This is a genomic window from Streptomyces sp. A2-16 (assembly GCF_018128905.1).
Taxonomy (GTDB): Bacteria; Actinomycetota; Actinomycetes; order Streptomycetales; family Streptomycetaceae; genus Streptomyces.
The window spans coordinates 2,632,460-2,659,074 of record NZ_CP063808.1 but is presented as its reverse complement, the minus strand read 5'-3'; the positions used below and the strand labels follow the sequence as shown (position 1 = coordinate 2,659,074).

Here is a 26,615-nt window from a genome sequence, read left to right as displayed (position 1 = left end):
GGGGTGCGCGCCCAGGAGGTGTTCCCCACGACAGCGGTATGTGACATAGTACTGACGTGAGCAAGCGACTGACCTGCGATGTCGTGGTCGTCGGAGCCGGGATGGTGGGCGCGGCCTGTGCCCTGTTCGCCGCCCGGGCGGGGCTCGACGTGATCGTCGTCGACCGCGGCCCGGTGGCCGGCGGCACGACCGGTGCCGGGGAGGGCAATCTCCTGGTCTCGGACAAGGAACCAGGACCCGAGCTCGAACTCGCCCTGCTGTCCGGCCGGTTGTGGGCCGACCTGGCGAAGGAGGTCGGCGACGCCGTCGAGTACGAGCTCAAGGGCGGCGTGGTCGTCGCCGCCACTCCGGAGGGCCTCGAAGCCCTGGACAGGTTCGCGACCGGGCAACGATCCGCCGGGGTCGGGGCGCAGCGGGTCGACGCGGACGAACTCCGCTCACTGGAGCCCCACTTGGCCCCCGGACTCGCGGGCGGTGTGCTCTACCCCCAGGACGCGCAGGTCATGCCGACGCTGGCCGCCGCTCATCTCCTACGGTCCAGTGGTGCGCGTCTGTTCGGCGGCGCGGTGACCGAGGTGCTGCGGGGCGCCGACGGTGCCGTGCGCGGGGTGCGGACCGACCGGGGCGAGATCCACGCGCCGCAGGTCGTCAATGCCGCCGGGACCTGGGGCGGCGAGCTGGCCGCGCTGGCGGGAGTGCACCTGCCCGTGCTCCCCCGGCGCGGTTTCGTCCTCGTCACCGAACCGCTCCCCCGTCTGGTCCGCCACAAGGTGTACGCCGCCGACTACGTGGCCGACGTGGCCAGCGACTCGGCGGCCCTGCAGACCTCCCCGGTCGTCGAGGGGACTGCGGCCGGGCCCGTCCTGATCGGCGCGACCCGGGAACGGGTGGGCTTCGACCGCTCGTTGTCGCTGCCCGCGCTGCGTGCGCTGGCGGCGGGCGCGACCCGGCTGTTCCCGTTCCTGGAGCGGGTGCGCGCGATGCGGACGTATCTGGGCTTCAGGCCGTACCTGCCCGATCACCTGCCCGCGATCGGGCCCGATCCGCGGGTGCCGGGACTGTTCCACGCGTGCGGGCACGAGGGCGCCGGCATCGGACTGTCCACCGGGACAGGGCGGTTGATCGCCCAGGCGCTGACCGGGCAGGCTCCCGATCTCGATCTCGCGCCCTTCCGGCCCGACCGCTTCCCCGCGTCCCCGCCCGCCTCCCCGCCCACCTCCGTGTCCCACCCTTCGCCCCGCCCGTCGTCCGACGCCGAGGAGGCCTCGTGAATCCGCTGGAGCTGGCGCGCGCCGAGCCCGGCCCCGCCTTCACCGTCACCCTCGACGGGCGGGAGATCGAGGCCCTGCCGGGCCAGACCGTCGCCGCCGCGCTGTGGACGGCGGGGGTCACCTCCTGGCGCAGCACCCGCGGCGAGGGCCGCCCGCGCGGGATCTTCTGCGGTATCGGCGTGTGCTTCGACTGCCTGGTGACCGTCAACGACCGCCCGAACCAACGGGCTTGCCTGCTGCCTCTGCGACCGGGCGACGCGATCCGCACGCAGGAGGGAACGGGCCGCCATGAGTGAACCGCGCCTGGCGGTGATCGGCGCGGGCCCGGCCGGGCTCGCCGCCACTCTCGCGGCGGCCGCACGAGGCGTCCACGTCACGCTGGTCGACTCGGCGGCGGAGGCGGGCGGGCAGTTCTACCGGCAGCCCGCACCGGGGCTCGGGGCCCGCCGCCCGCAGGCACTGCACCATCAGTGGCGGACCTGGGAGAGACTGCGCGACGGACTGCGCACCCACGTGCGGGCGGGCGCGGTACGGCACTTGACGGACCATCACGTGTGGTTCGTCGAGCGCCCGGACACCGGCGGGTTCACCGTGCACGCCCTCGTCGGACCGGGGCAGGAGGAGGCGGCCGAGGTGCGCGCCGACGCGGTCCTCCTCGCCACCGGCGGCTACGAGAAGGTCCTGCCCTTTCCCGGCTGGACCCTGCCCGGTGTCGTCACGGCCGGCGGGGCGCAGGCCATGCTCAAGGGCGGGCTCGTGCTGCCCGGCCGTACCGCTGTCGTCGCCGGGACCGGGCCGCTGCTGCTGCCGGTCGCCACCGGGCTCGCCGCGGCGGGCGCGAGGGTCGCCGCGCTGGTGGACTCGGCCGACCCGGCGTCGTTCCTGCGGCGGTCCCGGGCGCTCGCGGGCCGTCCGGACAAGGTGGCCGAAGGCGCCCGGTACGCGGGGCAGTTGCTCCGGCACCGGGTCCGCACGCTCCTGCGGCACACCGTCGTCGAGGCGCTCGGCACCGAGCGCCTGGAGGCGGTGACGATCGCCGCCCTCGACCGGGACGGACGGGTGCGCCCGGACACCCGGCGGCGCCTCGACTGCGACACCCTCGCCGTGAGCCACGGCATGCTGCCGCACACCGACCTCGCCGACGCGCTGGGCTGCCGCCTCGACGGCACGGACGTGCACGTGGACGCCGAGCAGCGCACCGACGTGCCCGGCCTGTGGGCGGCGGGCGAGACCACCGGCATCGGCGGCTCCGCCCTCTCGCTCGCCGAGGGGCACATCGCCGGGCGGTCGATCGCGGCGCGGCTGGCCGGACGGACGCCGGATCCCCATGAGTGGACGGCCGCCGCACGGACCCGGGAGAAGCTGCGGTCCTTCTTCGCCGCCGTCGACTCCGGGTACGCGCTGCCGGCGCACCGGGCCGAGCAGGTCACCGACGAGACGGTGGTGTGCCGGTGCGAGGAGGTGTCGGCCGGTGCGGTGCGGGAGGCGGTGCGGGAACTGGGGGCCGGTGATCTGCGGACCGTGAAGCTGCTCACGCGGGCCGGGATGGGCTGGTGCCAGGGCCGGGTGTGCGGGCCCGGGGTGGCCGAGGTCGCCGGGTGCGCCGAGACGCCGGGGCGCAGGCCGTTCGCGCGACCGGTGCCGCTGGGGGTGCTGGCGCGGGCCGGAGAGACCGCGGGGCCCGCGCGGGCCGCAGCCCCCGAGGAACCGCAGGACGACGCCCACCGGGATCAATGACATGTCACACCCCATGGAGAGGGAAACCGTATGACCACCACCGACCTCCGCCCCTGGCGCGGTGTCCTCGTCGCCACCGCCCTGCCGCTGAACGACGACCTGTCCGTGAACCACGACAAGTACGCCGAGCACTGCTCCTGGCTGGTCGAGAACGGCTGCGACGGTGTCGTACCGAACGGCTCGCTCGGGGAGTACCAGGTGCTCACGCCCGAGGAGCGGGCCAGGGTCGTGGAGACGGCCGTGGCCGCGATCGGCGGTGAGCGCGTGATGCCGGGCGTCGCCGCGTACGGCTCGGCGGAGTCGCGCCGCTGGGCCGAGCAGGCGCGCGACGCGGGCTGTGCCTCCGTGATGCTGCTGCCGCCCAACGCCTACCGCGCCGACGAGCGGTCCGTGCTCGCGCACTACGCCGAGGTCGCGAAGGCGGGCCTGCCGATCGTGGCGTACAACAACCCCATCGACACCAAGGTCGACCTGGTGCCCGAACTGCTGGCCAAGCTGCACGCCGAGGGGTTCGTCCGCGCGGTCAAGGAGTTCTCCGGTGATGTCCGCCGCGCGTACCAGCTGGCCGAACTCGCCCCGGAACTGGATCTGTTGATCGGCGCCGACGACGTCCTGCTGGAGCTGGCGCTCGCGGGCGCGAAGGGCTGGGTGGCCGGTTATCCCAACGCGCTGCCCAGGTCGAGCGTCGAGCTGTACCGGGCGGCCGTGGGCGGCGACCTCGCCACCGCGAAGAGGCTGTACGAGCAGCTGCACCCGTTGCTGCGCTGGGACTCCAAGGTCGAGTTCGTGCAGGCGATCAAGTTGTCGATGGACATCGTGGGCCGCCACGGCGGGAGTTGCCGTCCGCCGCGGGTCCCGCTGCTGCCCGAGCAGGAGTCCGTCGTGCGGGCCGCCACCGAGAAGGCGGTCGCGGCCGGGCTCAGCTGAGCGTCGAACCGTCCCCCCGATCACCAGGAGCGTCATGCGCAGCAAACTCGTCCTGCACGCCGTCGACTCGCACACCGAGGGCATGCCCACCCGTGTGATCACCGGCGGGATCGGCACGATCCCCGGCGCCACCATGAACGAGCGGCGGCTCCACTTCCGTGAGCACCGCGACGACATCAAGCAGCTCCTGATGAACGAGCCGCGCGGGCATTCGGCGATGAGCGGCGCGATCCTCCAGCCGCCGACCCGCCCGGACTGCGACTGGGGCGTCGTCTACATCGAGGTGTCGGGCTATCTGCCGATGTGCGGACACGGCACGATCGGCGTGGCGACCGTGCTGGTGGAGACCGGCATGGTCGAGGTCGTCGAGCCGGTCACCACGATCCGGCTCGACACCCCGGCGGGCCTGGTCGTCGCCGAGGTGGCGGTGGAGGACGGGCGGGCGAAGAACGTCACGCTGCGGAACGTGCCGTCCTTCTCCGTCGCCCTCGACCGCAAGATCGCACTGGCCGACGGGCGGACGGTGACGTACGACCTGGCCTACGGCGGCAACTTCTACGCCATCCTGCCCCTGGAGGAGTTCGGGCTGCCCTTCGACCGGGACCGCAAGGACGACATCCTGAAGGCGGGTCTGTCCCTCATGGCGGCGATCAACGCCGAGGAGGAGCCCGTCCACCCGGAGGATCCCTCCATCCGCGGCTGCCACCACGTCCATCTGCTCGCCCCCGAGGCAACCGCCCGGCACTCCCGGCACGCGATGGCCATCCACCCCGGCTGGTTCGACCGCTCCCCCTGCGGCACCGGCACCAGCGCGCGCATGGCCCAGCTGCACGCACGCGGTGAACTCCCGCTGCACACCGAGTTCGTGAACGAGTCCTTCATCGGGACGCGGTTCACCGGCCGGCTCCTCGGCACGACGGAGGTCGCGGGCCGCCCCGCCGTTCTGCCCAGCTTCACCGGGCGCGCGTGGATCACCGGCACGGCCCAGTACCTGCTCGACCCGACCGACCCGTTCCCGGCGGGATTCGTGCTGTGAACCCGCCCCGGGCCCGGCGGGGATAATGCCGGGTGCCGCGTGACATTGCACCACGTGTCAGCACCACTAGGAGATGCCCTCATGGCCGCCCAGCGATCCAGCGCCCCCACCGCCGCTGCCCCCGCCCTGCCCGTCCTCGGCGGCAAGAAGAGCAGCTACCGGGAGCGGGTCGCCGACGCCCTGCGAGCCGCGCTGATCGCGGGCGAGCTGCTGCCAGGCCAGGTGTACTCGGCGCCCGCGCTCGCCGCCCGCTTCGGCGTCTCGGCCACGCCCGTGCGCGAGGCCATGCTCGACCTCGCCAAGGAGGGCCTGGTCGACACCGTCCCCAACAAGGGCTTCCGGGTCACCGAGGTGTCCGAGAAGCAGCTCGACGAGTACACCCACATCCGCTCGCTCATCGAGATCCCCACGGTCGTGGAGCTGGCCTCGGCCGCCGATCCGGTCTCCCTGGAGGCGCTGCGTCCGGCCGCACGGGAGATCGTCCAGGCGGCGGTGTCCGGTGACCTCATCGCGTACGTCGAGGCCGACACCCGCTTCCACCTCGGCCTGCTCGCCCTCGCGGGCAACGCCCATCTCGTCGAGGTGGTCGGCGACCTGCGCAAGCGCTCCCGCCTGTACGGCCTCACCCCGCTGGTGAAGTCCGGCCGCCTGCTGGCGTCCGCCGAGGAGCACCTCGAGCTCCTCGACGCCTTGGTCGCCCGCGACGAGGGGGCGGTGCGGGAGGTGATGACCCGGCACATCGGTCATGTGCGGGGGTTGTGGGCCGCGCCGTAGCGGTGCGGCGCGCAGGGGTGCGGCGGGGTCAGGACTTGGCGCACTCCCGCCCGTTGAGGAAGAAGTCGTACGCCGGGGCGTTCTTGCCCTGCCAGGACGCGAGGAAGCCGAGGGAGAGCGAACCGTTCGCGGGGACCGACTTGTTGTAGTCGGTGGCGTTCGCGGTGACCACGGAGCCGCTCTGGGTGAAGTCCGCGTCCCACATCTGGGTCACCTTCTGGCCGTCCTTGAAGGACCAGGTGACCTGCCAGTCGCCGAGAGCCACGGTGGTGGTGACGGTGAGCTCGGCCTGGAAGCCGTCGGGCCACTGGTTGACGAGGGAGTACGCGACCCGGCAGGTCGGGGTGATGCTCTCGCTGGGCTCCGGCTCCTCGACCCCGGCGGAGGAGGTGCCCTGGGGTTCCTGACCGGAGTTCTTCGCACTCGTGGACTGGGACGGCTTGCCCGTGGGCGTCCCGGAGGGCTTCTTCGAGCCGGGCGCCCGCGAGGTTGCGGAGGGGATCGACAGGGTGGGGTTGGCCACCGGCTCGCCCTCGGCGGTGACGCTCGCGCCGGGTTCGGCGACCCCCTGCTCCATGTCGTCGCCCGGCATCATCGAGACGGCGAGGGCGAGCAGGGAGACGAGGACGGCGGCGACGAGCAGTCCGTTGCGCACGACCTTCGCCTTGTGCGCGCCGGGGTTCGGGGGCCCGCTCTCCAGGGCCTGCGGGCGTCCGGCGCCCAGGCGCACCTCGGCAGCCCGGCGGCGGCGCTCCAGATAGGCGAGTCCGCCCCAGCCGATGACTCCGCCCGCGAGGGCCGCGGGCAGCCCGCCGCCGTGCAGGCGAAGACAGGCGGCGGCCTCCGCGCACTGCTGGCAGCGCGCGAGGTGGCGGGAGAGGTCTTCGGGGGTCTCGCCGGAGGTGGAGCGGGTGACGGCGTCCAGCAGCCGGGCGTAGCTGCGGCACTGGGCGTCCATCGGCATGTCGAGATGGTTGCGGTGGCTGCGGTCCCGGAACAGGCCGCGCACCTGGGCGAGTTCGTCGCCCACGGTGGCCGGGTCGAGGCCGAGCCGGCGGGCCACCGCGGGCAGCGGGAGCGCCTCCACCTCGGCCAGCCACAGCAGTTCGGCGTCCGCGGCCTGCAGATCGCGCAGTCCGCGCAGGGCGATGGGGCGTTGCAGTGGCGGGCCGGTGTAGCGGTCGGCCTTGTCGGAGTGGAGCCACAGCCGCAGATCGGGGTCCAGCCGGTGGCCGAGGCCCTGGGTCTCCCAGTCCGCCGCCGTGGTGCGAACGGCGGTCAGCAGCAGGGGTATTCGGGGCAGTCGGGCCGGGCGGCGGCCGGCACCGCGAACGGCGGCCTCCGCGTCCCTGGCCTCGCGCATCCCGAGGGAGAATGCCTCCGTGGCCAGGTCGGTGGCGGCGGTGGAGCCGGCCGTGCACAGATCGGCGTACGACAGCACGGCATCCCAGCACTCGGAGAACAGCGCGGCCTCGGCGGCGTCCTGGGGGGTCGGCAGGTCGGGCATGAGTCTCCTGCATTGAAAGCGAGGTCAACTCGCCATACTGGCAAAGGAGTTGGGGGGAACCTCGCGGCAGGACAGGAGCCTTTCACGTCTCCCACACAACTGACAAGCAAGCTATTCAATTCGGTTACCGAGGGTTCGGTCCACTGCCCCACGGCACAACACTGCGCGCAGCTACGTCATCCAGTACGGACCGGAAGCCGGAACGTATCAATCCCGCCACACAGGAACCAGCCGTAACGGAGAATCAGTTTCCCGGACGGGGTGAGCCGGGGTGCGGTTCGACCGGTGCGGAGGGGGATCATGTCGGGGCTTCTGGGACCGCTGGAGCTGGTCGGGGACCGGTGGGTCATCGGGGATCCGAAGCGCGGGCAGGGTTCGTGCGTGGTGCTCACGCGGGACGGCATGGAGCACCATGTGCGCGGGGTGCCCGAGGCGCGCTCCGCGGTGCCGTGGTCCAGGGTGGTGGGCCTGACGGTGAAGGCGTCCGCCCGGACCTGGCTGGCCACCCGCACCGGCGGCGTGGTGAACGCGCTCGGCGGCGGCCACCTGGAGGCCGGGCCCGAGGCCTGCGTCGTGGGGGCGCACCTGCGGTATCCGCAGGAGGGCTGGAAGGTGGTCTACGGCCACCACGAGCGCGCCTACACCTACCAGCACATGTTTCTGCTCGGAGACCTGTTCCGGAAGACCGCCGAGGCAGGGGCGGCGCGCCTGCTGGGCGACCCGGAGTGGCTGGCCCCGGTGGTCGCCGAGCTGGCCCCGACCCCCAAGTGGACCCCGCTGCCGGGCCGCCGCGTCACCGAACTCCTCACGACACTCGGCGTCAACTGACAGCTCCCGGCAGGACTGGCAGCACTGCGGGAGCCGCTCGGAGCTGCGGGAGCTACGGGAGCCGCTCGGAGCTGCGGGAGCTGCGGGAGCCGAGCGTCACGGGCAGGAGGCCCCGGGGATTCCGAGGCGCTCACATGAGAGCCGGCCCCGGGTGACGTTACCGAAGGCCGACGTTCCGGCGCCCACCCCGCCACAGCGACATCAGCAGGCCCCGCGACCTCGGGCCCCGGCCGGCCGCACGCGCCGAACCTCGGCACCCACTCCAGCCCTTGCCCCGCGGCCGGTCCTGTAACGGCGGCCGCCCGTCGACCCGCAAGCATCAGACCTGGACCGACCCTGAACCGGGGTTCACACCTCGACCGGCCCAGACCTCCACCGCCTCAGACCTCCACCGGCTCCGGCGTCGCCGGAAGGCTGTCCATGAAGGAGCTCACGGAGAAGACCGCGCGGCCGGGTCCGGGCGGGCCGTAGCCGGGGGGCGAGGAGAGGCCGAAGTCCTCCATGGTCTGGCGGTAGGCCTGGAGCAGCCGGATGTGGTACTCCAGCGGCGCGCCCTGCGGGTTGGCCTTGCCGAGCGGGGTCGTCGGCTCGGGGCACCACGTGGTGAAGCGCGGTGTGATGCCGTGCGACATGAAGAACCGCAGCCCCTCGGTGGTGGACGCGATCGCCTCGTCGACCGTCTTGAAGCCGAAGGGCTCCGCCATCTCGACGCCCGCGACGAAGTTGGGGATCACGTTGCGCGCCCCGAACACCTCCGCCGAGTCCAGGATGCGCTTGTGCCACACGTCCCGGCCGACGTACCGCTCCTTGCCCGGGCAGTACATCTTGAACAGGTACTCGTCCCACACCTCGTAGTTGGGGTGGTAGATCTGCACGCCGTAGTCCTTGAACCGCTGCACGTCGTCGCGCGGCAGCGCCTGGGCCACGACCTTGCCGATCCACCGGCCCGGGAAGCGCTCCTCGATGGCCTTGGCGTAGTGGCCGTAGAAGTCGGCCTCGTCGCGCCCGGAGACGGTCTTGGTGATCGCGCCGCCGGTGAGCGTGTAGGCGGTGGACGCCTTCGCGGTGTCGTACCGGTCGATGATCTCCAGGGCCTCGAGGACCTCCTCGACGTCCTTGACCCCGGTGTACGGCCGCCCGGCCGCCTTGTGCTGGCGCCAGTTGTGGTTGATGTCGCAGTACTGGCACTCCTCCTTGGCGCCGAAGTACTGGCACACCCGGAAGACGGTCAGGTAGATCAGGTAGCCCCACTGGATGGTCGGGGCGACCTCCATGACGGACTTCCCGCTGGAGAGCTTGTGCCGGTAGTACTCCGGCATCGGCGGCACGCCCACGTCGGCGATCCGCTTCCCGTCGAGGTAGAGCCCGAGCACACCCTGGTCGTCGGCGGCGACGCGATAGGGCGAGGAGGGGTTCACCCGCACCGAGACGACGGTCCGGCGCAGGTCGTACGGCCCACCGGTGAGGATGATCTCCTCCGGCGGCCGCCGGAGCGCGGCCTCGCCCAGCTCCGGCAGGGTCCCGTGGTCGAAGGAGAAGATGAAGTACGACTTCGGCTTCACCTCACCCGACTCGTTGTCACTGAGGGCGGACGGGTCGAAGGCCACACCGCCTCGCAGCAGGTCCTCCTTGAAGACGGCTTCCCGCGGTACCTGCGGAAACCTCTCCATCAGATCCTCGACCAGCGCGGTACGGCTGCCCATCCCGTGTCTCCTCCCGGCTCAGACGTACGACCGACTCCTCACGGTATGCCCTCGCACCGACATCACCCGTGCCGGGTCCCCTCTCGGCGTGCGATATGGGCCGGTACGGGCGTTTCCGGGGGCAGTGACGGGTCGGAAACGGGCGCGCCCCACGTCGAGGTGAGCGGAAGCACACCGGCCCACAGGCCGAGTTCGGCGTCGGGCCCCTCACCGTCGTCGGGCGGGCCGGTACGGATCTTGACGGAGGCCTCGTCGAGGCGGAGGGCGAGCAGGGTGGTGGCCGCGAGTTCCTTGCGGCTCGGCCTGCGCGCGTACGACCACTGCCCCGGCGCGGCGTGCTCGGTCAGCCGGCGCAGGCCCGCCAGCTTCTCCTCGGGGTCGGTCACCTTGCGGGCCTCGCCGTGGATCATGGCGCTGCGGTAGTTGACGCCGTGCTCGAAGACGGACCGTGCGAGGACCAGTCCGTCGACGTGCGTGACGGTCACGCAGACCGGTCCGCCGCCCGCGAGACTGCGGCTGGCCACCGAGCCGTGCAGATAGAGCCGCCGCTCGACGCGCCCGTACACCGTGGGCACGACCAGCGGCCGCCCCTCGACGACGACTCCGAGATGACAGACGAACCCGGCGTCGAGGATCGCCTCGAGGTCCGCCCGGTCCAGGCTGCCCTGCTCGCGCAGGCGCCGGTGGCGGGTGAGGTCGGTCTCGGGCAGGGGATCAGGAGCCATGGCCATGGATCAGGACGCTACTGATCCAGTGTCCCCAAGACCAGACCCCTGACCTATTAGACCGTCCAGCGACTCCAGAACAACGAAATCCGCATCTCAGGCCGTTCGCTCCAGCTCGGCGTAGTGCACCGGGCACGCGAGCCCGGCTCCGGACACCACCCGCTCCGCCTCCTCCGCGACCGCCAGCCCCAGCCGCGCCAGCTCGTTGCCCTGGGACCCGGCGAGGTGCGGGGTGACGAAGGCGCCCGGGAGGTGGTGGAGGGGTGAGTCCGCGGGCAGGGGCTCGGGGTCGGTGACGTCGAGGACCGCGGACAGGCGGCCGGTGCGCAGTTCGTCCACGAGGGCGTCCGTGTCGACCAGACTGCCCCGCGCGGTGTTGATCAGGACCCCTCCGTCCGGCATGAGGGCCAGCTCGCGGCGGCCGATCAGATGCCGGGTCTCGGGGGTCTCCGGGGCGTGGACGGTCACGATCCGCGAGGTGCGCAGCAGCTCGTCCAGCCCCAGCAGGGGCACACCCAGCTTCGCGGCCCCCGCCTCGTCGACGTACGGATCGCTCAGGCTCACCGCCAGGTCGAACGGCCGCAGCAGCTCGATCACCTTGCGCCCGATCCGGGACGCGCCGATCACCCCGACCCGCCGCCCGTGGTTGCCGATGCCGCGCACGACCCCCCAGCCGGGAGACACCCGTTCGGCGCGCAGCCGTTCGCGGCGCACGAAGACGTCCTTCCCGGCCAGCAGGATCGCGGCGAGCGTGTACTCGGCGACGGGCAGCGCGTTGGCCTCGGCGGCCGAGGAGACGGCGATCCCGCGCCGCCAGATCTCGGGGGTGACGAAGCCCTTGACCGAGCCGGCCGAGTGGAGGACGGCCCGGAGTGCGGGGGCCGCGTCGAGGACGGCAGCGTCCAGCCGGGGGCAGCCCCAGCCGGTCACGAGGATCTCGGTGCGGGCCAGGACGTCCGCGAGCGCCGGGTCGGTGAGGTCCTCGGCCACCAGCCCGGGATCGATGTCCACGGACTCCCGCAGGCGCGCCAGCACCTGGGGAGGGAACACGAGCGGCACGTTCTCGGCGGTCATGGCGAACAGCGCCTGGGGTCGCTCGGGCAAGGTGGTGGTCCTCCAGAACTGCCGAAAGCTTGTAGAAAACGCTCTCTACGGTAGAGCTCGGCAAATGAGAGGGTCAACGCATACGCACTCCCGGGAGGAACGACGGACATGTCGGAGACGATCACGAATTGGGCGGGGAACATCACCTACTCCGCCAAGGAGCTGCACCGCCCCTCTTCGCCGGACCGGGTCGCCGCCCTGGTCGCGGAGAGCGCCCGGGTGCGGGTGCTGGGCAGCGGGCACTCCTTCAACGAGATCGCCGAGCCGGGCCCCGAGGGCGTCCTGCTCTCGATCGCCGACCTGCCGCCGGTGATCGACGTGGACACCGCCGCCCGTACGGTACGGGTCGCGGGCGGCGTCCGGTACGCCGAACTGGCCCGCGCGGTGCACGCCCACGGCCTCGCGCTGCCCAACATGGCGTCGCTGCCGCACATTTCCGTGGCCGGCTCGGTCGCGACCGGCACCCACGGTTCGGGGGTCGGCAACGGTCCGCTGTCCTCGGCGGTGCGCGAGGTGGAGCTGATCACGGCCGACGGCTCCGCGCTGACCATCGGCCGGGGCGACCCGCGCTTCGGCGGCGCGGTCACCTCGCTCGGCGCGCTCGGTGTCGTCACCGCGCTCACCCTGGACCTCGTGCCGTCGTTCGACGTGGAGCAGTACGTCTTCACCGAACTCCCCCTCGCCGGGCTGGACCCGGCGGGCTTCGAGACGGTCATGTCGGCGGCGTACAGCGTCAGCCTGTTCACCGACTGGCGGGCGCCGGGTTTCCGGCAGGTGTGGGTCAAGCGGCGCACGGACCAGCCGCTCGCCGACTTCCCGTGGGCCGCGCCCGCCACCGAGAAGATGCACCCGGTCCCGGGGATGCCCGCGGTCAACTGCACCGAGCAGTTCGGGGCGCCGGGGCCCTGGCACGACCGACTGCCGCACTTCCGGGCCGAGTTCACGCCGAGCAGCGGGGCGGAGCTCCAGTCGGAGTACCTGCTGCCGCGCGCGCACGCCGTCGAGGCGCTGCACGCGGTGGAGGGCATCCGGGAGACGGTCGCCGGCGTGCTGCAGATCTGCGAGGTGCGGACCGTGGCCGCCGACGAGCAGTGGCTCAGCCCTTCCTACGGCCGGGACACCGTGGCCCTGCACTTCACCTGGATCGAGGACACCGCGGCCGTCCTGCCGGTGGTGCGCCGGCTGGAGGAGGCGCTGCACGCCTTCGAGGCGCGGCCGCACTGGGGGAAGGTGTTCACCACGCCCGCCGGGATCCTGCGCGAGCGCTACCCGAGGCTCGGCGACTTCCGCGAGCTGGCGCGTGAGCTGGACCCCGAGGCAAAATTCGCCAACGCCTTCGTTCGGAGCGTACTCGCCGACTGACTTTATAAAGCCCCTTTCCTAACCCCTTGTACAAAGTCCCCGCAGCCCATAGCCTTGCGCCGCGCCGGTGCCACTGTCGTCCCGGCATGAGCTGAAGGGATGGGGGTCGGGCCCTGGTGAAGCGCACATCACGTGACATCCGCACCGCGAACCGCTACGAGGTGCTGCGCCAGATCATCGCCGAGTCGCCCACGTCCCGGCAGGAGCTGGCGGCGGCCACCGGGCTGAGCCTGGCCACCGTCGCCACGCTCGTGGGCGAGCTGCTCGACCTGCGGATGATCACGGAGGTCGGTTTCGAGGAGTCGGCGGGCGGGCGCCCACGGGGTCTCGTGGCCGTCAACGCGTCGGGGGGCGCGTTGATCGGCGTGGACATCGCGGAGACCTACGTCCATGTCGAGCTGTTCGACCTCGCGCTGAACGTCCTGGCCCGCGCCGAGGAGGACGTCCGCCCCGGCGAGAGCCTCCCCGAGCAGGTGGTCAGCCATGTCGCCGCCGCCGTCGGCTCGGTGGTCGCGCAGGCCGGGATCGAGGGCGCCCGGGTGCTCGGCGTGGGCGTGAGCGTGCCGGGGCAGGTGGACCGCGCGACCGGTATCTCGGAGTACGCGCCCAACTGGGACTGGCACGACGTGCCGCTGGTGGACCTGCTCTCCGAGTACATCGCCTACCCGCTCTACCTGGACAACCCGCTGCGTGCCGTCGCCGTGGCCGAGCTGTGGTTCGGGGCCGCGCGCGGCAGCGGGAACGCCGTGGTGGTCACCCTCGGCACCGGTGTGGGCGCCGGGCTCGTGCTGGGCGGCGCCCTGCACCGCGGCGTGTCCAACAGCGCCGGCGAGTGGGGCCACAACACGATCGTCCTGGACGGACGCCTTTGCCGCTGCGGCAACCACGGCTGTGTGGAGACGTATGTGGGTGCCCCCGGGATCATGCTGAACCTGCAGGAGCTGAGCCCCGACAGCGAGCTGCTGCATCCGGGCGACCAGACGGCGACGATCGCCGCGCTGGCGAGGGGGATGCTCACCGGGGACCCGGTGGCGCAGGAGGTCGTCCGGCACACCGCCCGCTATCTGGGCGCCTCCATCGCGCACCTGGTCAACCTGTTCAACCCCGAGGTGGTCGTGCTCAGCAGCTGGGTCGCGGCCGCCCTCGGCGAGCCCCTGGTCGCGGAGGTGCGCGAGGCCGTCGCCCGGCACGCGCTGCCCCGGCCGATGGCCGCCACCGAGATCGTCCTCTCCCCGATCCCGACGGACCCGGCATGTCTGGGCGCGGCGACGTTCGCGCTCGAAGGGGCCCTCCAGTCGGTCGGGCAGCGGTCTGCAACAAAACGCCTCGCCCCGGCGAGGAGCAAGGCGCACAACCCCCGCTAGGAGCCGTACACCGCACCACCTTCATGACGACGGAAGGGATGCACGTGTCTCACCCCCACCGCAAGAGATCGGCCCTGCTGACAGCCGCAGCCGCGTTCGCTGTCGCGGGACCCCTGATATCCGCCCCGTCCGCCTCGGCCGCCACCCCCACGGTGGCCGAAGTGTCCCCGCACGCCGCCCAGACCATCGACAACATCGGCGCCTCGGGCGCCTGGTGGGTCAACGACCTGAAGAACTTCGACCCCAAGGTCCAGGCCAAGGTCGCCAAGCTGCTCTTCTCCGAGGACGGCCTGGCGCTGAGCAGCTACCGCTACAACATCGGCGGTGGCGGCACCGGGGTGACCTACGCGCCGCGCGCCCCCGAGGACTTCCTCAAGGACGACGGGACGTACGACTGGAGCAAGGACAAGGCGGGCCGTACGTTCCTGTACGCGGCCGCCAAGTACGGCGTGAAGGACCTGATCGCCTTCGTCAACAGCGCGCCCGCGCAGTGGAAGACCAACGCGAAGAGCTGCGGCGGCTATCTGAAGGCGGAGAACACCCAGGACTACGCGAAGTACGTCGCCGACGTCACCGCCCACTTCACCAAGCAGGGCGTGAAGTTCGACTACATCAGTCCCTTCAACGAGCCGACCAACAGCTTCGACAGCTGCGGCCAGGAGGGCATGCTGGTACCCGTCGATCAGCGCGACGACATCGTGCGGGCGTTGGGTGCCGAGCAGCAGGCCCGTGGCCAGAGGACCGGCATCATCGCGGACGAGTCCAGCAGCACGGTGAACTTCAACACCGAGGTCCCGCAGTGGATCTCGCAGCCGGACACCGCCCAGTACGTCGACAAGCTCGCCCACCACACGTACAACAACCCGGGCGACGACCAGCGGGCGAAGATCTACGAGACGTCCAAGTCGGTCGGCAAGCAGTCCTGGTCCACGGAGATCTGCTGCTTCGGCAACGGCGGTACGGGCTGGGCGCAGGAGTACGACCCCACGATCGACGGCGGTCTGAACCTGTCCCGGATCATCTACAAGGACTTCGCGACCGCGCACGACTCGGCGTTCCAGTGGTGGGTCGCCCTGTCGGAGATGATCGGCACCGATCCGCTCGCGCGCAACAGCGAGGGCTGGAACGACGGCCTGATCTACTACGACCCGAACTACGCCACCAACGGCAACCAGACCCTGTACTACACCAAGCGCTACTACGCGCTCGGCCAGTACAGCAAGTTCGTCCGGCCCGGCTCGGTCGCGCACAACGTGACCGGCGCACCGGACGGCGTCGAGGTGTCGACGTACGACGACCACGGCAAGTGGGTCGTCGTGGTCAACAACCACAACACCACCGACACCGCCCTGCAGCTGCACTTCAACAGCAAGACGCCGGTGCGCGCGAGCAAGGCCGTGCGGACCTCGGCGACCGAGAGCTGGGCGAAGGTCGCCAGGCCCTCGGTCAAGGGCGGCACGGCCTCGGCGACCCTGCCGGCCCGGTCCATCACGACGTACGTCCTCGACCAGAAGGGCCACGGCACTTCGGCGGTCACGGGCGCGCTCCAGGGCAAGCAGTCCGGCAAGTGCCTGACCGCGGGCACCTCCGGGGCGGCGATCAACAGCTGCACGGGCGGGCCCGAGCAGGTGTGGTCGTACGACGCGAAGGGTCGTCTGAAGGGCGTGAACGGCTATCTGACCGCGGGGAGTTCGGGTCTGGTGACGAGCCCGGAGGCGACCCGTGACGGCAGCCAGCAATGGCTGCTGAACTCCAACGGCCAAGTCGTCAGCGAGGCGTCGGGCAAGTGCCTGGACGTCGGCGGACAGGCGACGGCCGAGGGCAGCAAGGTCGGCCTGTGGACCTGCAACGGCGGGACCAACCAGGCCTGGTTCAAGCAGTAACGCAGCACTTCCACAAAGGGGTTGCGGGCCGCTGGTGCGGCGGCCCGCAACCCGGGGGCGTCCGGTATCCCGAACGCTGCACAACGCTTCGCACAGACTTCGTCCAACCCCTTGCCGAAGCCTTAGCCGAAGGTTAACGTCCCCGCACCGCCACAACATTTGAGCCACCTGGCACTGAGCCGCAGAGCCAAGGCGCAGAGCCGCAAGCCGTATTCGAGACAAGGACGTCAGCATGTCGGCAATGAGCAGCACCAACTGGAACCGTCGTAACGTGATGAAGGCCGCGATGGGTCTGGCCGCCGCCGGCGGACTGGCCGCGTGCGGCGGCAACAACGGCCGTGGGGGCGGCTCGGGTTCGGGCACCGCCCTGACCCAGTACTTCCACGCCTACGGCGAGGCGGGCACGGAGCAGGCCATCAAGCGGTACGCGGCGGCGTACAAGAAGGCCGACGTGAGCACCAACTGGATCACGGGCAACAACTTCGAGTCCGCCCTCTTCGCGGCCCTGCTCACCAAGAAGGCGCCCGACGTCTTCGAGTTCCACCCGCAGCTCCAGCTCGTCAAGAGCGGCCAGGTGGCGGACCTGACCGACCTGATCAACCCGGTCAAGGACGACTTCAACCCGAACGACATCAAGTCCCACACAGTCGACGGGAAGATCTACGGGATACGGATGATCGACGACCCGCAGTTCTTCTACTACCGCAAGTCGATGTTCGAGAAGGCCAAGGTCGAGGTCCCGACCACGCTCGAGGAGCTGATCGAGGCCGCCGCCAAGCTCACCACCAACAAGGTCAAGGGCGTCTTCCTCGGCAACGACTTCACCGCGATCCAGAACGTCATCATCTGGTCCGCCGGCGCCGACACGATCAACGCCAACAACGAGATCGCCTACCACACGGACGGCGTCGTCGAGGGCCTGAAGCAGCTGCGCCAGCTGTTCACCAGCGGCAACGTGCTCCTGGACGCCCCGACCGACTTCTGGGACCCCTCCTCGCTCAACCAGGGCCTGTGCGCCATGCAGTGGGGTGGCATGTGGTCCATGCCGGCCATGCAGAAGGCGCTCGGCGACGACCTCGGCATCTTCCCGTTCCCGAAGATCGGCTCCGCAGGCAAGCAGTCCGTCTACAACGGCGGCTGGTCGATCTTCGTCAACGCCAAGGGCAAGAACGTCGAGGCCGCCAAGGAATACGTCAAGTGGCTGTGGATCGACCAGAAGCAGTACCAGGAGGACTGGGCCACCTCGTACGGCTTCCACATCCCGCCGCGTACCTCGATCGCCAACTCGGCCACCAAGCTCAAGACCGGCCTGCCCGCCGAGGGCGTGAAGCTCTTCACCGACTACGGCCACTTCGACAACATCGCCTACGACCAGACGATGCAGACCGCGTTCGCCGAGGTGATCGCGTCCTCCGTCCGCAAGAACGGCAACCCGGAGGCGGCGCTCGACACCTGCGACAAGAAGGTCAACGTCGAGCTCAAGAAGCTGTTCGGTTAGGCCGCCGGGAAGACCACGTCATGTCGACCACCACCACGCGCGGGGTCGCCCAGCCCGCCCCGGCCAAGGCCTCTCCGGCCCGGCCGCGGCGGGGCCTGCGGGGCAACGCCACCTTCAACTTCTGGCTCTTCACCGGGCCCTTCCTCATCGGCCTGGTGATCTTCGTCTTCGTTCCGATCTTCTGGAGCGTCTGGCTCAGCTTCTTCGACGCGCGGTACACCGTCACGCCGAGCAAGTTCATCGGCTTCGACAACTACAAGCAGATCCTGACCAACAGCAACTTCCCCGACTCGCTGCTGACCTTCACGGTGTTCGCCGCGTTCATCGTGCCCACCACCTGGGCGTTGTCACTGGGGCTCGCACTGCTGGTCAACCGGCTGCGGTTCATGCGCGCGTTCTTCCGCTCGGTGTTCTTCCTGCCGACCGCGGTCTCCTACGTGGCCGCCGCGCTGATCTGGAAGATGTCCATCTTCAGCGGTGTCCGCTTCGGCCTGATGAACACCGTTCTCGGCTGGTTCGGCGTCGAGAACATCGCTTACCTGGCCAACCCCAGCCCGCCCTGGTACTGGGTGGTCATCGTGACCCTGCGGCTGTGGATCCAGTCCGGGTTCTACATGATCCTGTTCCTGGCCGCGCTGCAGAACATCCCGACCGAGCTGTACGAGGCCGCCGCCATCGACGGCGCCAAGCCCGGCTGGCAGACCTTCCGGCACATCACGCTGCCGCAGCTGCGCGCCACGTCGACTGCCGTGATCCTGCTGCTGCTCGTCGCGGCCTATCAGGCGTTCGACGAGTTCTTCAACATCATCGGGCAGAACGCGACCTGGGCCCAGACACCGCTGATGGAGCTCTACAAGACCGCCCTCGGCACCAGCCAGGACTACGGCGCGGGCAGCGCGGGCGCGGTCATCCTGTCGCTGCTCATCTGTCTCGTCACCCTGATCCAGGGCAAGTTCATGGGCTTCGGAAGGGGGGAGGACTCCAAGTGACCACCACCACTCCTCCGGTCGGCAAGCGGCGCGGCAAGGGCCGGGGCGTCTTCGGCAACACGGGCCTCTACATCGCCGTCGGTGTCGCCGCCCTGCTGTTCCTGATCCCCTTCTACCTGATCTTCCGCAACGCCCTCTCCACGGACCCGGAGATCACCGGCGAGAACTGGAAGGTGCTGCCCTCCTTCCAGTGGGGCAACGTCTCCGAACTGTTCAACGACCCCACGGTCGAGTTCGGCCGCTCCATGGTGAACTCGCTGGTCGTCGCCGTCTCCAGCACCCTGGGCACCCTCCTGGTCTGCTCGCTGGCCGGTTACGGCCTGGCCCGCATCCCCTACAAGCACGCCAACAAGGTCTTCTACGCCGTCCTCGCGACCCTGATGGTCCCGACGGCCGTGACCTTCGTCCCGAGCTTCGTGCTGGTCTCCTCCCTCGGCTGGGTGGACACGTATCGTGGCCTGATCATCCCGGGCCTGTTCAGCGGCTTCACCTGCTTCCTGTTCCGGCAGTACTTCCTGGGATTCCCGAAGGAGCTGGAGGAGGCGGCACGCGTGGACGGGCTCGGTTACTGGGGCGCGTACTGGCGGATCGTCGTACCCAACTCGCTGAACTTCTTCGCGGCCATCGCCACGATCACGTTCATCGGCGCCTGGAACTCCTTCCTGTGGCCCCTGGTCATGGGTCAGGACCCGAGCTCCTGGACCGTCCAGATCGCGCTCTCCTCCTTCATGACCAACCAGACCGTCAACTTCCACCTGATCTTCATGGCCGCCGCCATTTCGATCCTGCCCCTGATCTTCGTGTTCCTCTTCCTCCAGCGCTGGCTGGTGCAGGGGATCGCGCAGACCGGCATCAAGGGCTGACACCTCTCTCTCAGGACCTGGAGACCGATGTCTTTCCGCACCACCAGCAGCGCCTTCGACTACGTCGAGGACGTGTCCCCGGGCAGCGGGGCCCTCCCGCCCCGCGCCTGGTACCCGTCCTCCGACGCGAAGGCCCTGTCCCTCGACGGCGCCTGGCGCTTTAGGCTCTCGGCGACCGCCGACGCCGAGGACGACTCCTTCGCCGAGGAGGGATACGACGCCGCCGGCTGGGCCGAGGTCACGGTCCCGGGGCACTGGGTCCTCCAGGGCGACGGGGCCTTCGGGCTGCCGATCTACACCAACCACCTCTACCCCTTCCCAGTGGACCCGCCGCACGTCCCCACCGAGAACCCGACCGGCGACCACCTGCGCGTCTTCGACCTGCCGGAGGACTGGCCCGCGCTCTCCGAGGGCGGCGCCGTCATCCGCTTCGACGGCGTCGAGTCCTGCGCCCGGGTCTGGCTCAACGGCACGGACATCGGCGAGTTCAAGGGCTCCCGGCTCGCGCACGAGTTCGCCGTCGGCCATCTGCTGAAGCCGAAGGGCAACGTCCTCGCGGTCCGGGTGCACCAGTGGTCGGCCGGGTCCTACCTGGAGGACCAGGACCAGTGGTGGCTGCCGGGCATCTTCCGCGAGGTGACCCTGCTGCACCGCCCGGCGGGCAGCGTCCTGGACTTCTTCGTGCACGCCTCCTACGACCACCTCACCGGCGAGGGCACGCTGCGCGTGGACTCCGACGTCGACGGCCGGGTCCTGGTGCCCGCCCTGGACATCGATGTCGCGACCGGTGAGTCGGCGACGGCCCTCGTGGCCCCCTGGAGCGCCGAGCGCCCCCGGCTCTACGACGGCGAGCTGGTCACCGAGGGCGAGCGGGTGCCGCTGCGCATCGGCTTCCGCACGATCGCCCTGGAAGACGGCCTGATCAAGGTCAACGGCAAGGCGATCCTGTTCAAGGGCGTCAACCGGCACGAGTGGCACCCGGAGACGGGCCGCACCCTTGACGTCGAGACCATGCGCGAGGACGTGCTGCTGATGAAGCGGCACAACCTGAACGCCGTGCGCACCTCGCACTACCCGCCGCACCCCGCCTTCCTCGACCTGTGCGACGAGTACGGCCTGTGGGTCATCGACGAGTGCGACCTGGAGACCCACGGCTTCACCGAGCAGGACTGGCGCGACAACCCCGTCGACGACGACCGCTGGACCCCGGCCCTCCTGGACCGCGCGGCCCGCATGGTCGAGCGCGACAAGAACCACCCCTCGATCGTCTTCTGGTCCCTGGGCAACGAGGCAGGCACCGGCCGCGGCCTGACCGCGATGGCCGAGTGGATCCACGGGCGCGACCCCGAGCGGCTCGTGCACTACGAGGGCGACTGGAACTGCCGGGACACCGACGTGTACTCGCGCATGTACGCCTTCCACGGCGAGGTCGAGCAGATCGGCAAGGAGCTGGACGGGGGCACCCACAAGCGCCGCGAGCTGCCGTTCATCCAGTGCGAGTACGGCCACGCCATGGGCAACGGCCCCGGCGGCCTCGCCGACTACCAGGAGCTCTTCGAGAAGTACGACCGCCTCCAGGGCGGCTTCATCTGGGAGTGGATCGACCACGGCGTCAAGCACGCCGAGCTGGGCTACGCCTACGGCGGCGACTTCGGCGAGGAACTGCACGACGGCAACTTCGTCTGCGACGGCCTGATCTTCCCGGACCGCACGCCCTCCCCCGGGCTCGTCGAGTACAAGAAGGTCATCGAGCCCGTCCGCATCGACGGCGCCGACGGCACCGTACGCGTCACCAACAAGTACGACTTCGCGGACCTGTCCGAGCTCGTCTTCGAGTGGGCGTACCAGGTGGACGGCGAGACGGTCGAGGCGGGCACGCTCTCGGTCCCCGCGCTGGCACCGGGCGAGTCGGCTGACCTGAAGCTGCCGGAGCCGCCCGCCCACGAGGGCGCGGAGGCACAGTGGACCGTCCGGGCGCTGCTGGCGTCCGACACGGCCTGGGCGCCGAAGGGACATGTCGTCGCGTGGGGCCAGCTCCCGGCCTCTTCCGCGGTACGGCCCTCCGTCGCGCCCACCGAGCGGCCCGTGCGCGGCGAGAAGCTGATCACCCTGGGCCCGGCCTCCTTCGACGCCCGTACCGGAGCGCTCCGGACGATCGCGGGGGTGGCCGTCGAGAACCCGCGTCTGGACGTGTGGCGGGCGACGACCGACAACGACGAGGGCACGGAGTGGAACTCCGGCATCCAGTACAGCGCGCTGTGGCGCACGCTGGGCCTGCACCGGATGCGGCACCGGCTGGCTTCGGTGGAGGTCGGCGATGACGCGCTGACCGTGCGGACCCGGGTGGCGCCCGCCGCCCGCGAGGTGGGCCTCGCGACCGTCTACCGCTGGACCTCGGACGGCGAGAAGCTGCGGCTGACCGTGTCCGTCGCCCCCGAGGGCGAGTGGACGCAGCCGCTGCCCCGGCTCGGCGTCCGGCTCGGGCTGCCCGAGGCGGACCAGGTGAAGTGGTTCGGCGGCGGCCCCGGCGAGGCCTACCCGGACACCCGCAAGGCGTCCATGGTCGGGCGCTGGCAGGCAAGCGTGGACGAGCTCCAGACGCCGTACCTGCGCCCGCAGGAGAACGGCGCCCGCGCCGACGTCCGCTGGGTGGAGCTCGGCGGCCTCAGGATCGAGGGCGACCCGGAGTTCTCCTTCACCGCCCGGCGCTGGACGACCGAGCAGCTGGACGCGGCGGCGCATCTGACGGATCTCCGGGCCGGTGACACGGTGTGGGTGAACCTCGACCACGGCCACCACGGAGTCGGCTCGCAGTCCTGCGGTCCCGGCCCCCTCCCGCAGTACCACCTGCGGGCCGAACCGGCGGAGTTCTCGTTCGTGTTCTCCGCGCTCTCCCGGTGATCGATTAGTCCAATTCACCAGTGGATTAATCCATTGCCAGTGTGATCGGCATTCTGCGACGGTCATGGTGTACCCGCGGCCGGTCGGCCCTCCAAGCCGACCGGCCGCACCTCTTGTTCACCACAAGGGAGTTCACAGCGTGCCCGGAAACATCGAGGTTCGCGGCCTGTCGCGCACCTTCCGCACCACCGTCCGTCGCCCCGGCCTGGCCGGCACCCTGCGCTCCCTGGTGAACCCCGAGCGGGTCGCCAAGCACGCCGTCTCGGACATCACCTTCGACGTGGCGGCCGGCGAACTCCTGGCCCTGCTCGGCCCGAACGGCGCCGGCAAGTCGACCACCATCAAGATGCTCACCGGCATCCTCACGCCCACCTCGGGCGAGGCCCGGGTGGCGGGCGTGGTGCCGTACGAGGATCGCGAACGCAACGCCCGCAACATCGGCGCGGTGTTCGGGCAGCGCACCCAGCTGTGGTGGGACCTGCCGGTGCGCGAGTCGTTCTCGATCCTCAGGGACATCTACGAGGTGCCGAAGGCCGAACACGCCGCGCGTCTGGCGGAGTTCGACGACATCCTGGAACTGTCCACGTTCTGGGACACCCGGGTGCGCCATCTCTCCCTGGGCCAGCGGGTGCGCTGCGACCTGGCCGCCGCCCTGCTGCACGACCCGCCGGTCGTCTTCCTCGACGAGCCGACCATCGGCATGGACGTGGTGGTCAAGGAGCAGGTGCGGGAGTTCCTGCGCCACCAGGTGGAGGAGCGCGGCCGTACGGTCCTGCTGACCACCCACGACATGACCGAGGTCGAGCGGCTCGCCGAGCGGGTCGTCCTGATCAACCACGGCCGGCTCGTCCTGGACGGCGGCCTCGACGAGATCCGCCGCAAGTTCGGCTCGACCTGGCAGGTCCGCGCGACCCTGGCCGACGCGCACACCGAGGTCGTCCCGCTGCCGGGGATAGCGGTGCTGAGCAAGGAGGGCCCGCAGGTCGTGTTCGGCCCCGACAGCCCGGACGGACCGGACTCCCCCACCGTGCACCAGGCGTTGAAGGCGGTCATCGAGCGGTACGAGGTGGCGGGCGTCGCCATCGACGAGGCCGACCTCGAAGACGTGATGCGGGCGGCCTACGCGCACGCCGGGACGATCTGACATGGCCGTCCTGCACGCCTGGCGCGCCGCCCGCGTCACCCCGCTCGGCGAGCTGCACGCACCGCCCCGGATGACGGCCGTCCTGGTCCGCCTGGTCGTCCAGGTGATCCTGGTGGCGTCCCTGTGGCACGGCCTGTACTCCCACACCGGCACCACCGCGGGCCTCACCGAGGGCCAGGCCGTCACCTACGCGGTACTGGCCGTGCTCGCCTCCCGGCTGCGGGAGCTGGACCAGTACACGGGCCGGGACACCGTCCTGCAGCACATGCACTTCGGCACGATCGTCTACTGGTACCTGCGCCCGCTGCCGCCGCAGCGCTACCACGCTCTGCGCGCGCTGGGCGAGCAGCTGTACGGGTTCGCATGGGCACTCGGCGGCTATCTGGTCTGTCTCGTGGCCGGTGTGGTGGATCCGCCCCGGTCGGCCGCGGTGGCGGGGGTGTTCGCCCTCAGTCTGCTGCTCGGTCAGGTGGTCCTGTACAACGTGCTGCTGCTCCTGGACCAGTTGTGCTTCTGGACCGTCCGCAACAACGCGGCGATGCTCATCCTGATCTTCGCGCAGAACCTGCTGTCCGGGGTGTACGCGCCGCTGTGGTTCTTCCCGGACTGGTTCATCACGCTGAGCGGATTCCTGCCGTTCCAGGCGACGTTGAGCGTGCCGCTGTCGATCTACATCGGCCGCATCCCGCTCTCCGACGCCGCGGGCCAGCTGGCGATCCAGGCGTTCTGGGTCGTGGCGCTCACCCTGTTCACCCGTTTCCTGTGGCGGCGGGCCGCCCGCCGCGTCATCTCCCAGGGAGGCTGAGGCCTGTGAACGGCATGCGGATCGCGTGGCGCGTCACGCGGCTCAACTTCCGTGCCCAACTGGAGTACCGCACCGAGTTCCTGCTGATGATCGCGATCGGTGCGATCTGGCAGGTGTCGGTGATCGTCTTCGCCACCGTGCTGCTGACCCGGTTCACGGGCATGGGCGGCTGGGACAGCTCGGAGGTTCTGCTGATCCCGGCGACACGGATGCTCGCGCACGGGCTGTTCGTGCTCTTCCTGGGCCGGGTGCACGGCTCCGGCCGGCAGATCCAGGAGGGCAGGATCGGCATCTACCTGACCCGCCCGATGCCGGTGCACCGACAGCTACAGCTGGAGTTCTTCCCCACCAACGCGATCGGTGACCTGACGGTCGCGGTGGGCCTGATGGTCGGCGCCCTCAGCCGCAGCGAGCTGGACTGGACAGCGGGCCGCGTCTCCTACCTGATCGCGGCGATCATCGGCGGCATGTTCTTGGAGGCGGCCCTCTTCACGGCGGTCACCTGCGCGGCGCTGCGCTACCCGGCCGCGGACTACTGGAGCCGCTGGCTGGAGGAGCTCCTCGGCACCTTCGGCAGCTACCCCCTGAACGTCCTCCCGAAGGCGGTCGGCGGCCTCCTGACCTACGGCCTCCCCCTCGCCTTCGTCGCCTACTTCCCGGCCGCGGTCCTGACCGGCCACGGCCACGACACGGGCGTCCCGTACTGGCTGGCGGCGGTGTCGCCCCTGGTGGGGGTCGTGGCGTACCTGGCGTCACGGATGCTGTGGCGGTGGAGTCTGCGCCACTACGCGGGGATCAACGGGTGAGACACCTCCCGGTGCTCTGCCGGACGCACGGGTTCGGTACGGCTCCGGGCCGTGGTGTCAGGCACGTCGAACCGGAGTGAGCAGGGCGGCGGCCGCGATGAGGACGCAGCAGCCGCCCGCCACCAGGCCCACCGAGGTCGTGCCCCGGTGTTCCGCCGCCCAGGTCAGGACGGCCGCGCCGATCGGGGCCACCGAGTAGTGCAGGGTCCAGAAGGCGGAGGTGACGCGGCCGAGGAGGGGTTCGGGTGTGATCTCCTGGCGCAGGGACATGGAGCAGGTGCCGGCCATGCCGCCGCCGGCGAGGAAGAGCGCGCACAGCGCCGCCAGGACGGGGACGTCCCGGGCCCACGCGATTCCGGCGAACGCGATCCCGCACAACGCGACCGAGCCGGTCCAGACCGCGCCGAAGCCGAGCCGTCGGCGTACCCGGGCCACCAGCAGGGCCCCGGTGATGGTGCCGAGCGCGCCGACGGCCATGACGGTGCCGACCGTGCCGTCGTCGTGACCGAGGTCGTGCTTGAGGTGGAAGATCACCAGGTCGTTCAGGCCGAGGGTGAGGAAGCTGAACACGAACAGCAGCACGGTGAGCGAGCGCAGCACCGGGTGCCGGCGCAGGAACGCCGCTCCGGTGCGCAGGTCACGCCACAGGCCGGTGCGTTCGGGCGCCCGGGCGGGGCGGGGACGGAACCGTACGAAGAGCGTGCACAGTGCCGACACCCCGAAGCTCGCCGCGTCCACGCCGACCGCGGTGGCGGGTCCGGTCCAGGCCGCCACTACTCCCGCGCACACCGGTCCGAGCACCCCGGCCGCGGCGGCGGTCGCGTTCAACCGCCCGTTGGCCTCGGTGAGTCGACCCGTGTCGACGAGACTCCGTACGACGGTGACGTATCCGACGGCGAACAGCATCCCGACGGCCTCGCACACCGGCAGCACCGCGTACAGCAGCCAGACCTTCGGCCCGAACAGCCACACCACCGGGATCACCCCGTACAGCACCATCCGCACGAGATCGCACCCGATGAGCAGCCGGCGCCGGTCGACCCGGTCCACCACGACCCCCGCGAACACGGCGGCGACGACCGAGGCGGCCCCGCCCACCGCGGTCAGCAGCCCCATCCGAGCGACGGACCCGGTCGCCTCCAGCACCAGCAGCGGCAGGGCGATCAACGCGAAGGAGTCACCGAGGACGGAGAGGGTCTGGGCGGCCCAGAAGACGACGAAGTCGCGGTGCCGCCACAGCGGGGACGCGGGGTCCTCGGACGGAGGGGCCCCGGATGCTCTCCGGTCCCGCCGAGCCTCGTACGCCATGCCCCTCCCCCGGACGCCCAGGCCACCCTAGGACCACCGGTGACGGCTCCCCCAACGAATTTCCGTACCCGGCCCCCGCT

Annotated in this window: 22 protein-coding genes; 17 read left to right on the top strand and 5 right to left on the bottom strand. The window is 70.7% G+C overall.

The features are described from left to right. The first annotated feature begins 56 nt into the window (after nt 1–56). The 6 genes from IOD14_RS11995 (at nt 57) to IOD14_RS11970 (ending at nt 5,745) form a co-directional block, all read left to right on the top strand. Nucleotides 57–1,271 (top strand): FAD-binding oxidoreductase, encoded by a 1,215-nt coding sequence (locus IOD14_RS11995; RefSeq protein WP_212670219.1) that lies wholly within the window; start codon nt 57–59, stop codon nt 1,269–1,271. Continuing rightward, on the top strand, nt 1,268–1,567 hold the full coding sequence (locus IOD14_RS11990) for a (2Fe-2S)-binding protein (RefSeq protein WP_123992398.1): 300 nt from the start codon (nt 1,268–1,270) through the stop codon (nt 1,565–1,567). The genes IOD14_RS11995 and IOD14_RS11990 overlap by 4 nt, the downstream gene beginning before the upstream one ends. Continuing rightward, entirely contained in the window at nt 1,560–3,008 is a 1,449-nt protein-coding gene (locus IOD14_RS11985; RefSeq protein WP_212670218.1) for an NAD(P)/FAD-dependent oxidoreductase, read from the top strand. The genes IOD14_RS11990 and IOD14_RS11985 overlap by 8 nt, the downstream gene beginning before the upstream one ends. Nucleotides 3,009–3,038: 30 nt before the next feature. Continuing rightward, nucleotides 3,039–3,935, top strand: a complete 897-nt coding sequence (locus tag IOD14_RS11980; RefSeq protein WP_123992396.1) for a dihydrodipicolinate synthase family protein — start codon at nt 3,039–3,041, stop codon at nt 3,933–3,935. 34 nt (nt 3,936–3,969) lie between these two features. Continuing rightward, nucleotides 3,970–4,971 (top strand): proline racemase family protein, encoded by a 1,002-nt coding sequence (locus IOD14_RS11975; RefSeq protein ID WP_123992395.1) that lies wholly within the window; start codon nt 3,970–3,972, stop codon nt 4,969–4,971. Nucleotides 4,972–5,052: 81 nt separating this feature from the next. Then, complete coding sequence (locus IOD14_RS11970) at nt 5,053–5,745, top strand: GntR family transcriptional regulator (protein WP_212670217.1); 693 nt, start codon at nt 5,053–5,055, stop codon at nt 5,743–5,745. A 28-nt stretch (nt 5,746–5,773) separates the two neighbouring features. Here IOD14_RS11970 and IOD14_RS11965 read toward each other — a convergent pair whose 3' ends face one another. Then, nucleotides 5,774–7,252: a cellulose-binding domain-containing protein gene (locus tag IOD14_RS11965; protein WP_123992393.1), complete on the bottom strand. Its 1,479-nt coding sequence runs from the start codon at nt 7,250–7,252 to the stop codon at nt 5,774–5,776. Nucleotides 7,253–7,552: 300 nt separating this feature from the next. Between IOD14_RS11965 and IOD14_RS11960 the strand changes: the two genes are divergently transcribed. Further along, complete coding sequence (locus IOD14_RS11960) at nt 7,553–8,080, top strand: hypothetical protein (RefSeq protein WP_212670216.1); 528 nt, start codon at nt 7,553–7,555, stop codon at nt 8,078–8,080. 380 nt (nt 8,081–8,460) lie between these two features. Here the strand turns inward: IOD14_RS11960 and IOD14_RS11955 are convergent, their stop codons facing one another. From IOD14_RS11955 to IOD14_RS11945, 3 genes are all read right to left on the bottom strand, one after another. Beyond that, on the bottom strand, nt 8,461–9,783 hold the full coding sequence (locus IOD14_RS11955) for a radical SAM protein (RefSeq protein WP_123992391.1): 1,323 nt from the start codon (nt 9,781–9,783) through the stop codon (nt 8,461–8,463). Between the two features lie 62 nt (nt 9,784–9,845). Next, nucleotides 9,846–10,508, bottom strand: a complete 663-nt coding sequence (locus tag IOD14_RS11950) for a pyridoxamine 5'-phosphate oxidase family protein (protein WP_212673253.1) — start codon at nt 10,506–10,508, stop codon at nt 9,846–9,848. A gap of 96 nt (nt 10,509–10,604) precedes the next feature. After that, on the bottom strand, nt 10,605–11,612 hold the full coding sequence (locus IOD14_RS11945; RefSeq protein WP_123992390.1) for a hydroxyacid dehydrogenase: 1,008 nt from the start codon (nt 11,610–11,612) through the stop codon (nt 10,605–10,607). Between the two features lie 108 nt (nt 11,613–11,720). On the opposite strand from IOD14_RS11945, the gene IOD14_RS11940 reads away from it, so the two are divergent. From IOD14_RS11940 to IOD14_RS11895, 10 genes are all read left to right on the top strand, one after another. Beyond that, on the top strand, nt 11,721–12,974 hold the full coding sequence (locus tag IOD14_RS11940; protein ID WP_212670215.1) for an FAD-binding protein: 1,254 nt from the start codon (nt 11,721–11,723) through the stop codon (nt 12,972–12,974). Nucleotides 12,975–13,090: 116 nt separating this feature from the next. Continuing rightward, entirely contained in the window at nt 13,091–14,338 is a 1,248-nt protein-coding gene (locus tag IOD14_RS11935; RefSeq protein WP_123992388.1) for an ROK family transcriptional regulator, read from the top strand. A gap of 38 nt (nt 14,339–14,376) precedes the next feature. Beyond that, entirely contained in the window at nt 14,377–16,221 is a 1,845-nt protein-coding gene (locus tag IOD14_RS11930) for a glycoside hydrolase (RefSeq protein WP_123992387.1), read from the top strand. 232 nt (nt 16,222–16,453) lie between these two features. Then, nucleotides 16,454–17,719, top strand: a complete 1,266-nt coding sequence (locus tag IOD14_RS11925) for a sugar ABC transporter substrate-binding protein (protein ID WP_123992386.1) — start codon at nt 16,454–16,456, stop codon at nt 17,717–17,719. Between the two features lie 20 nt (nt 17,720–17,739). Next, nucleotides 17,740–18,708 (top strand): sugar ABC transporter permease, encoded by a 969-nt coding sequence (locus IOD14_RS11920; RefSeq protein WP_123992385.1) that lies wholly within the window; start codon nt 17,740–17,742, stop codon nt 18,706–18,708. Then, nucleotides 18,705–19,571, top strand: a complete 867-nt coding sequence (locus IOD14_RS11915; protein WP_123992384.1) for a carbohydrate ABC transporter permease — start codon at nt 18,705–18,707, stop codon at nt 19,569–19,571. Before IOD14_RS11920 ends, IOD14_RS11915 begins: the two co-directional genes overlap by 4 nt. 27 nt (nt 19,572–19,598) lie before the next feature. Further along, nucleotides 19,599–22,472, top strand: coding sequence for a glycoside hydrolase family 2 TIM barrel-domain containing protein (locus IOD14_RS11910; RefSeq protein ID WP_123992383.1), 2,874 nt, complete (start codon nt 19,599–19,601; stop codon nt 22,470–22,472). Nucleotides 22,473–22,611: 139 nt separating this feature from the next. Beyond that, nucleotides 22,612–23,616: an ATP-binding cassette domain-containing protein gene (locus tag IOD14_RS11905; protein ID WP_212670214.1), complete on the top strand. Its 1,005-nt coding sequence runs from the start codon at nt 22,612–22,614 to the stop codon at nt 23,614–23,616. Between the two features lies 1 nt (nt 23,617). Further along, a complete protein-coding gene (locus IOD14_RS11900; protein WP_212670213.1) occupies nt 23,618–24,421 on the top strand; it encodes an ABC-2 family transporter protein in 804 nt (267 codons plus the stop codon). A gap of 5 nt (nt 24,422–24,426) precedes the next feature. Next, complete coding sequence (locus IOD14_RS11895; protein ID WP_212670212.1) at nt 24,427–25,227, top strand: ABC-2 family transporter protein; 801 nt, start codon at nt 24,427–24,429, stop codon at nt 25,225–25,227. Nucleotides 25,228–25,284: 57 nt separating this feature from the next. Here IOD14_RS11895 and IOD14_RS11890 read toward each other — a convergent pair whose 3' ends face one another. After that, complete coding sequence (locus IOD14_RS11890) at nt 25,285–26,535, bottom strand: MFS transporter (RefSeq protein ID WP_212670211.1); 1,251 nt, start codon at nt 26,533–26,535, stop codon at nt 25,285–25,287. Nucleotides 26,536–26,615 lie beyond the last annotated feature (80 nt).

Coding starts and splice junctions, on each gene's coding strand:
- IOD14_RS11985 (WP_212670218.1), top strand. CDS start 1,560: ATGAGTGAACCGCGCCTGGCGGTGATCGGCGCGGGCCCGGCCGGGCTC.
- IOD14_RS11980 (WP_123992396.1), top strand. CDS start 3,039: ATGACCACCACCGACCTCCGCCCCTGGCGCGGTGTCCTCGTCGCCACC.
- IOD14_RS11975 (WP_123992395.1), top strand. CDS start 3,970: ATGCGCAGCAAACTCGTCCTGCACGCCGTCGACTCGCACACCGAGGGC.
- IOD14_RS11970 (WP_212670217.1), top strand. CDS start 5,053: ATGGCCGCCCAGCGATCCAGCGCCCCCACCGCCGCTGCCCCCGCCCTG.
- IOD14_RS11965 (WP_123992393.1), bottom strand. CDS start 7,252: ATGCCCGACCTGCCGACCCCCCAGGACGCCGCCGAGGCCGCGCTGTTC.
- IOD14_RS11960 (WP_212670216.1), top strand. CDS start 7,553: ATGTCGGGGCTTCTGGGACCGCTGGAGCTGGTCGGGGACCGGTGGGTC.
- IOD14_RS11955 (WP_123992391.1), bottom strand. CDS start 9,783: ATGGGCAGCCGTACCGCGCTGGTCGAGGATCTGATGGAGAGGTTTCCG.
- IOD14_RS11950 (WP_212673253.1), bottom strand. CDS start 10,508: ATGGCTCCTGATCCCCTGCCCGAGACCGACCTCACCCGCCACCGGCGC.
- IOD14_RS11940 (WP_212670215.1), top strand. CDS start 11,721: ATGTCGGAGACGATCACGAATTGGGCGGGGAACATCACCTACTCCGCC.
- IOD14_RS11930 (WP_123992387.1), top strand. CDS start 14,377: ATGCACGTGTCTCACCCCCACCGCAAGAGATCGGCCCTGCTGACAGCC.
- IOD14_RS11925 (WP_123992386.1), top strand. CDS start 16,454: ATGTCGGCAATGAGCAGCACCAACTGGAACCGTCGTAACGTGATGAAG.
- IOD14_RS11920 (WP_123992385.1), top strand. CDS start 17,740: ATGTCGACCACCACCACGCGCGGGGTCGCCCAGCCCGCCCCGGCCAAG.
- IOD14_RS11910 (WP_123992383.1), top strand. CDS start 19,599: ATGTCTTTCCGCACCACCAGCAGCGCCTTCGACTACGTCGAGGACGTG.
- IOD14_RS11900 (WP_212670213.1), top strand. CDS start 23,618: ATGGCCGTCCTGCACGCCTGGCGCGCCGCCCGCGTCACCCCGCTCGGC.
- IOD14_RS11890 (WP_212670211.1), bottom strand. CDS start 26,535: ATGGCGTACGAGGCTCGGCGGGACCGGAGAGCATCCGGGGCCCCTCCG.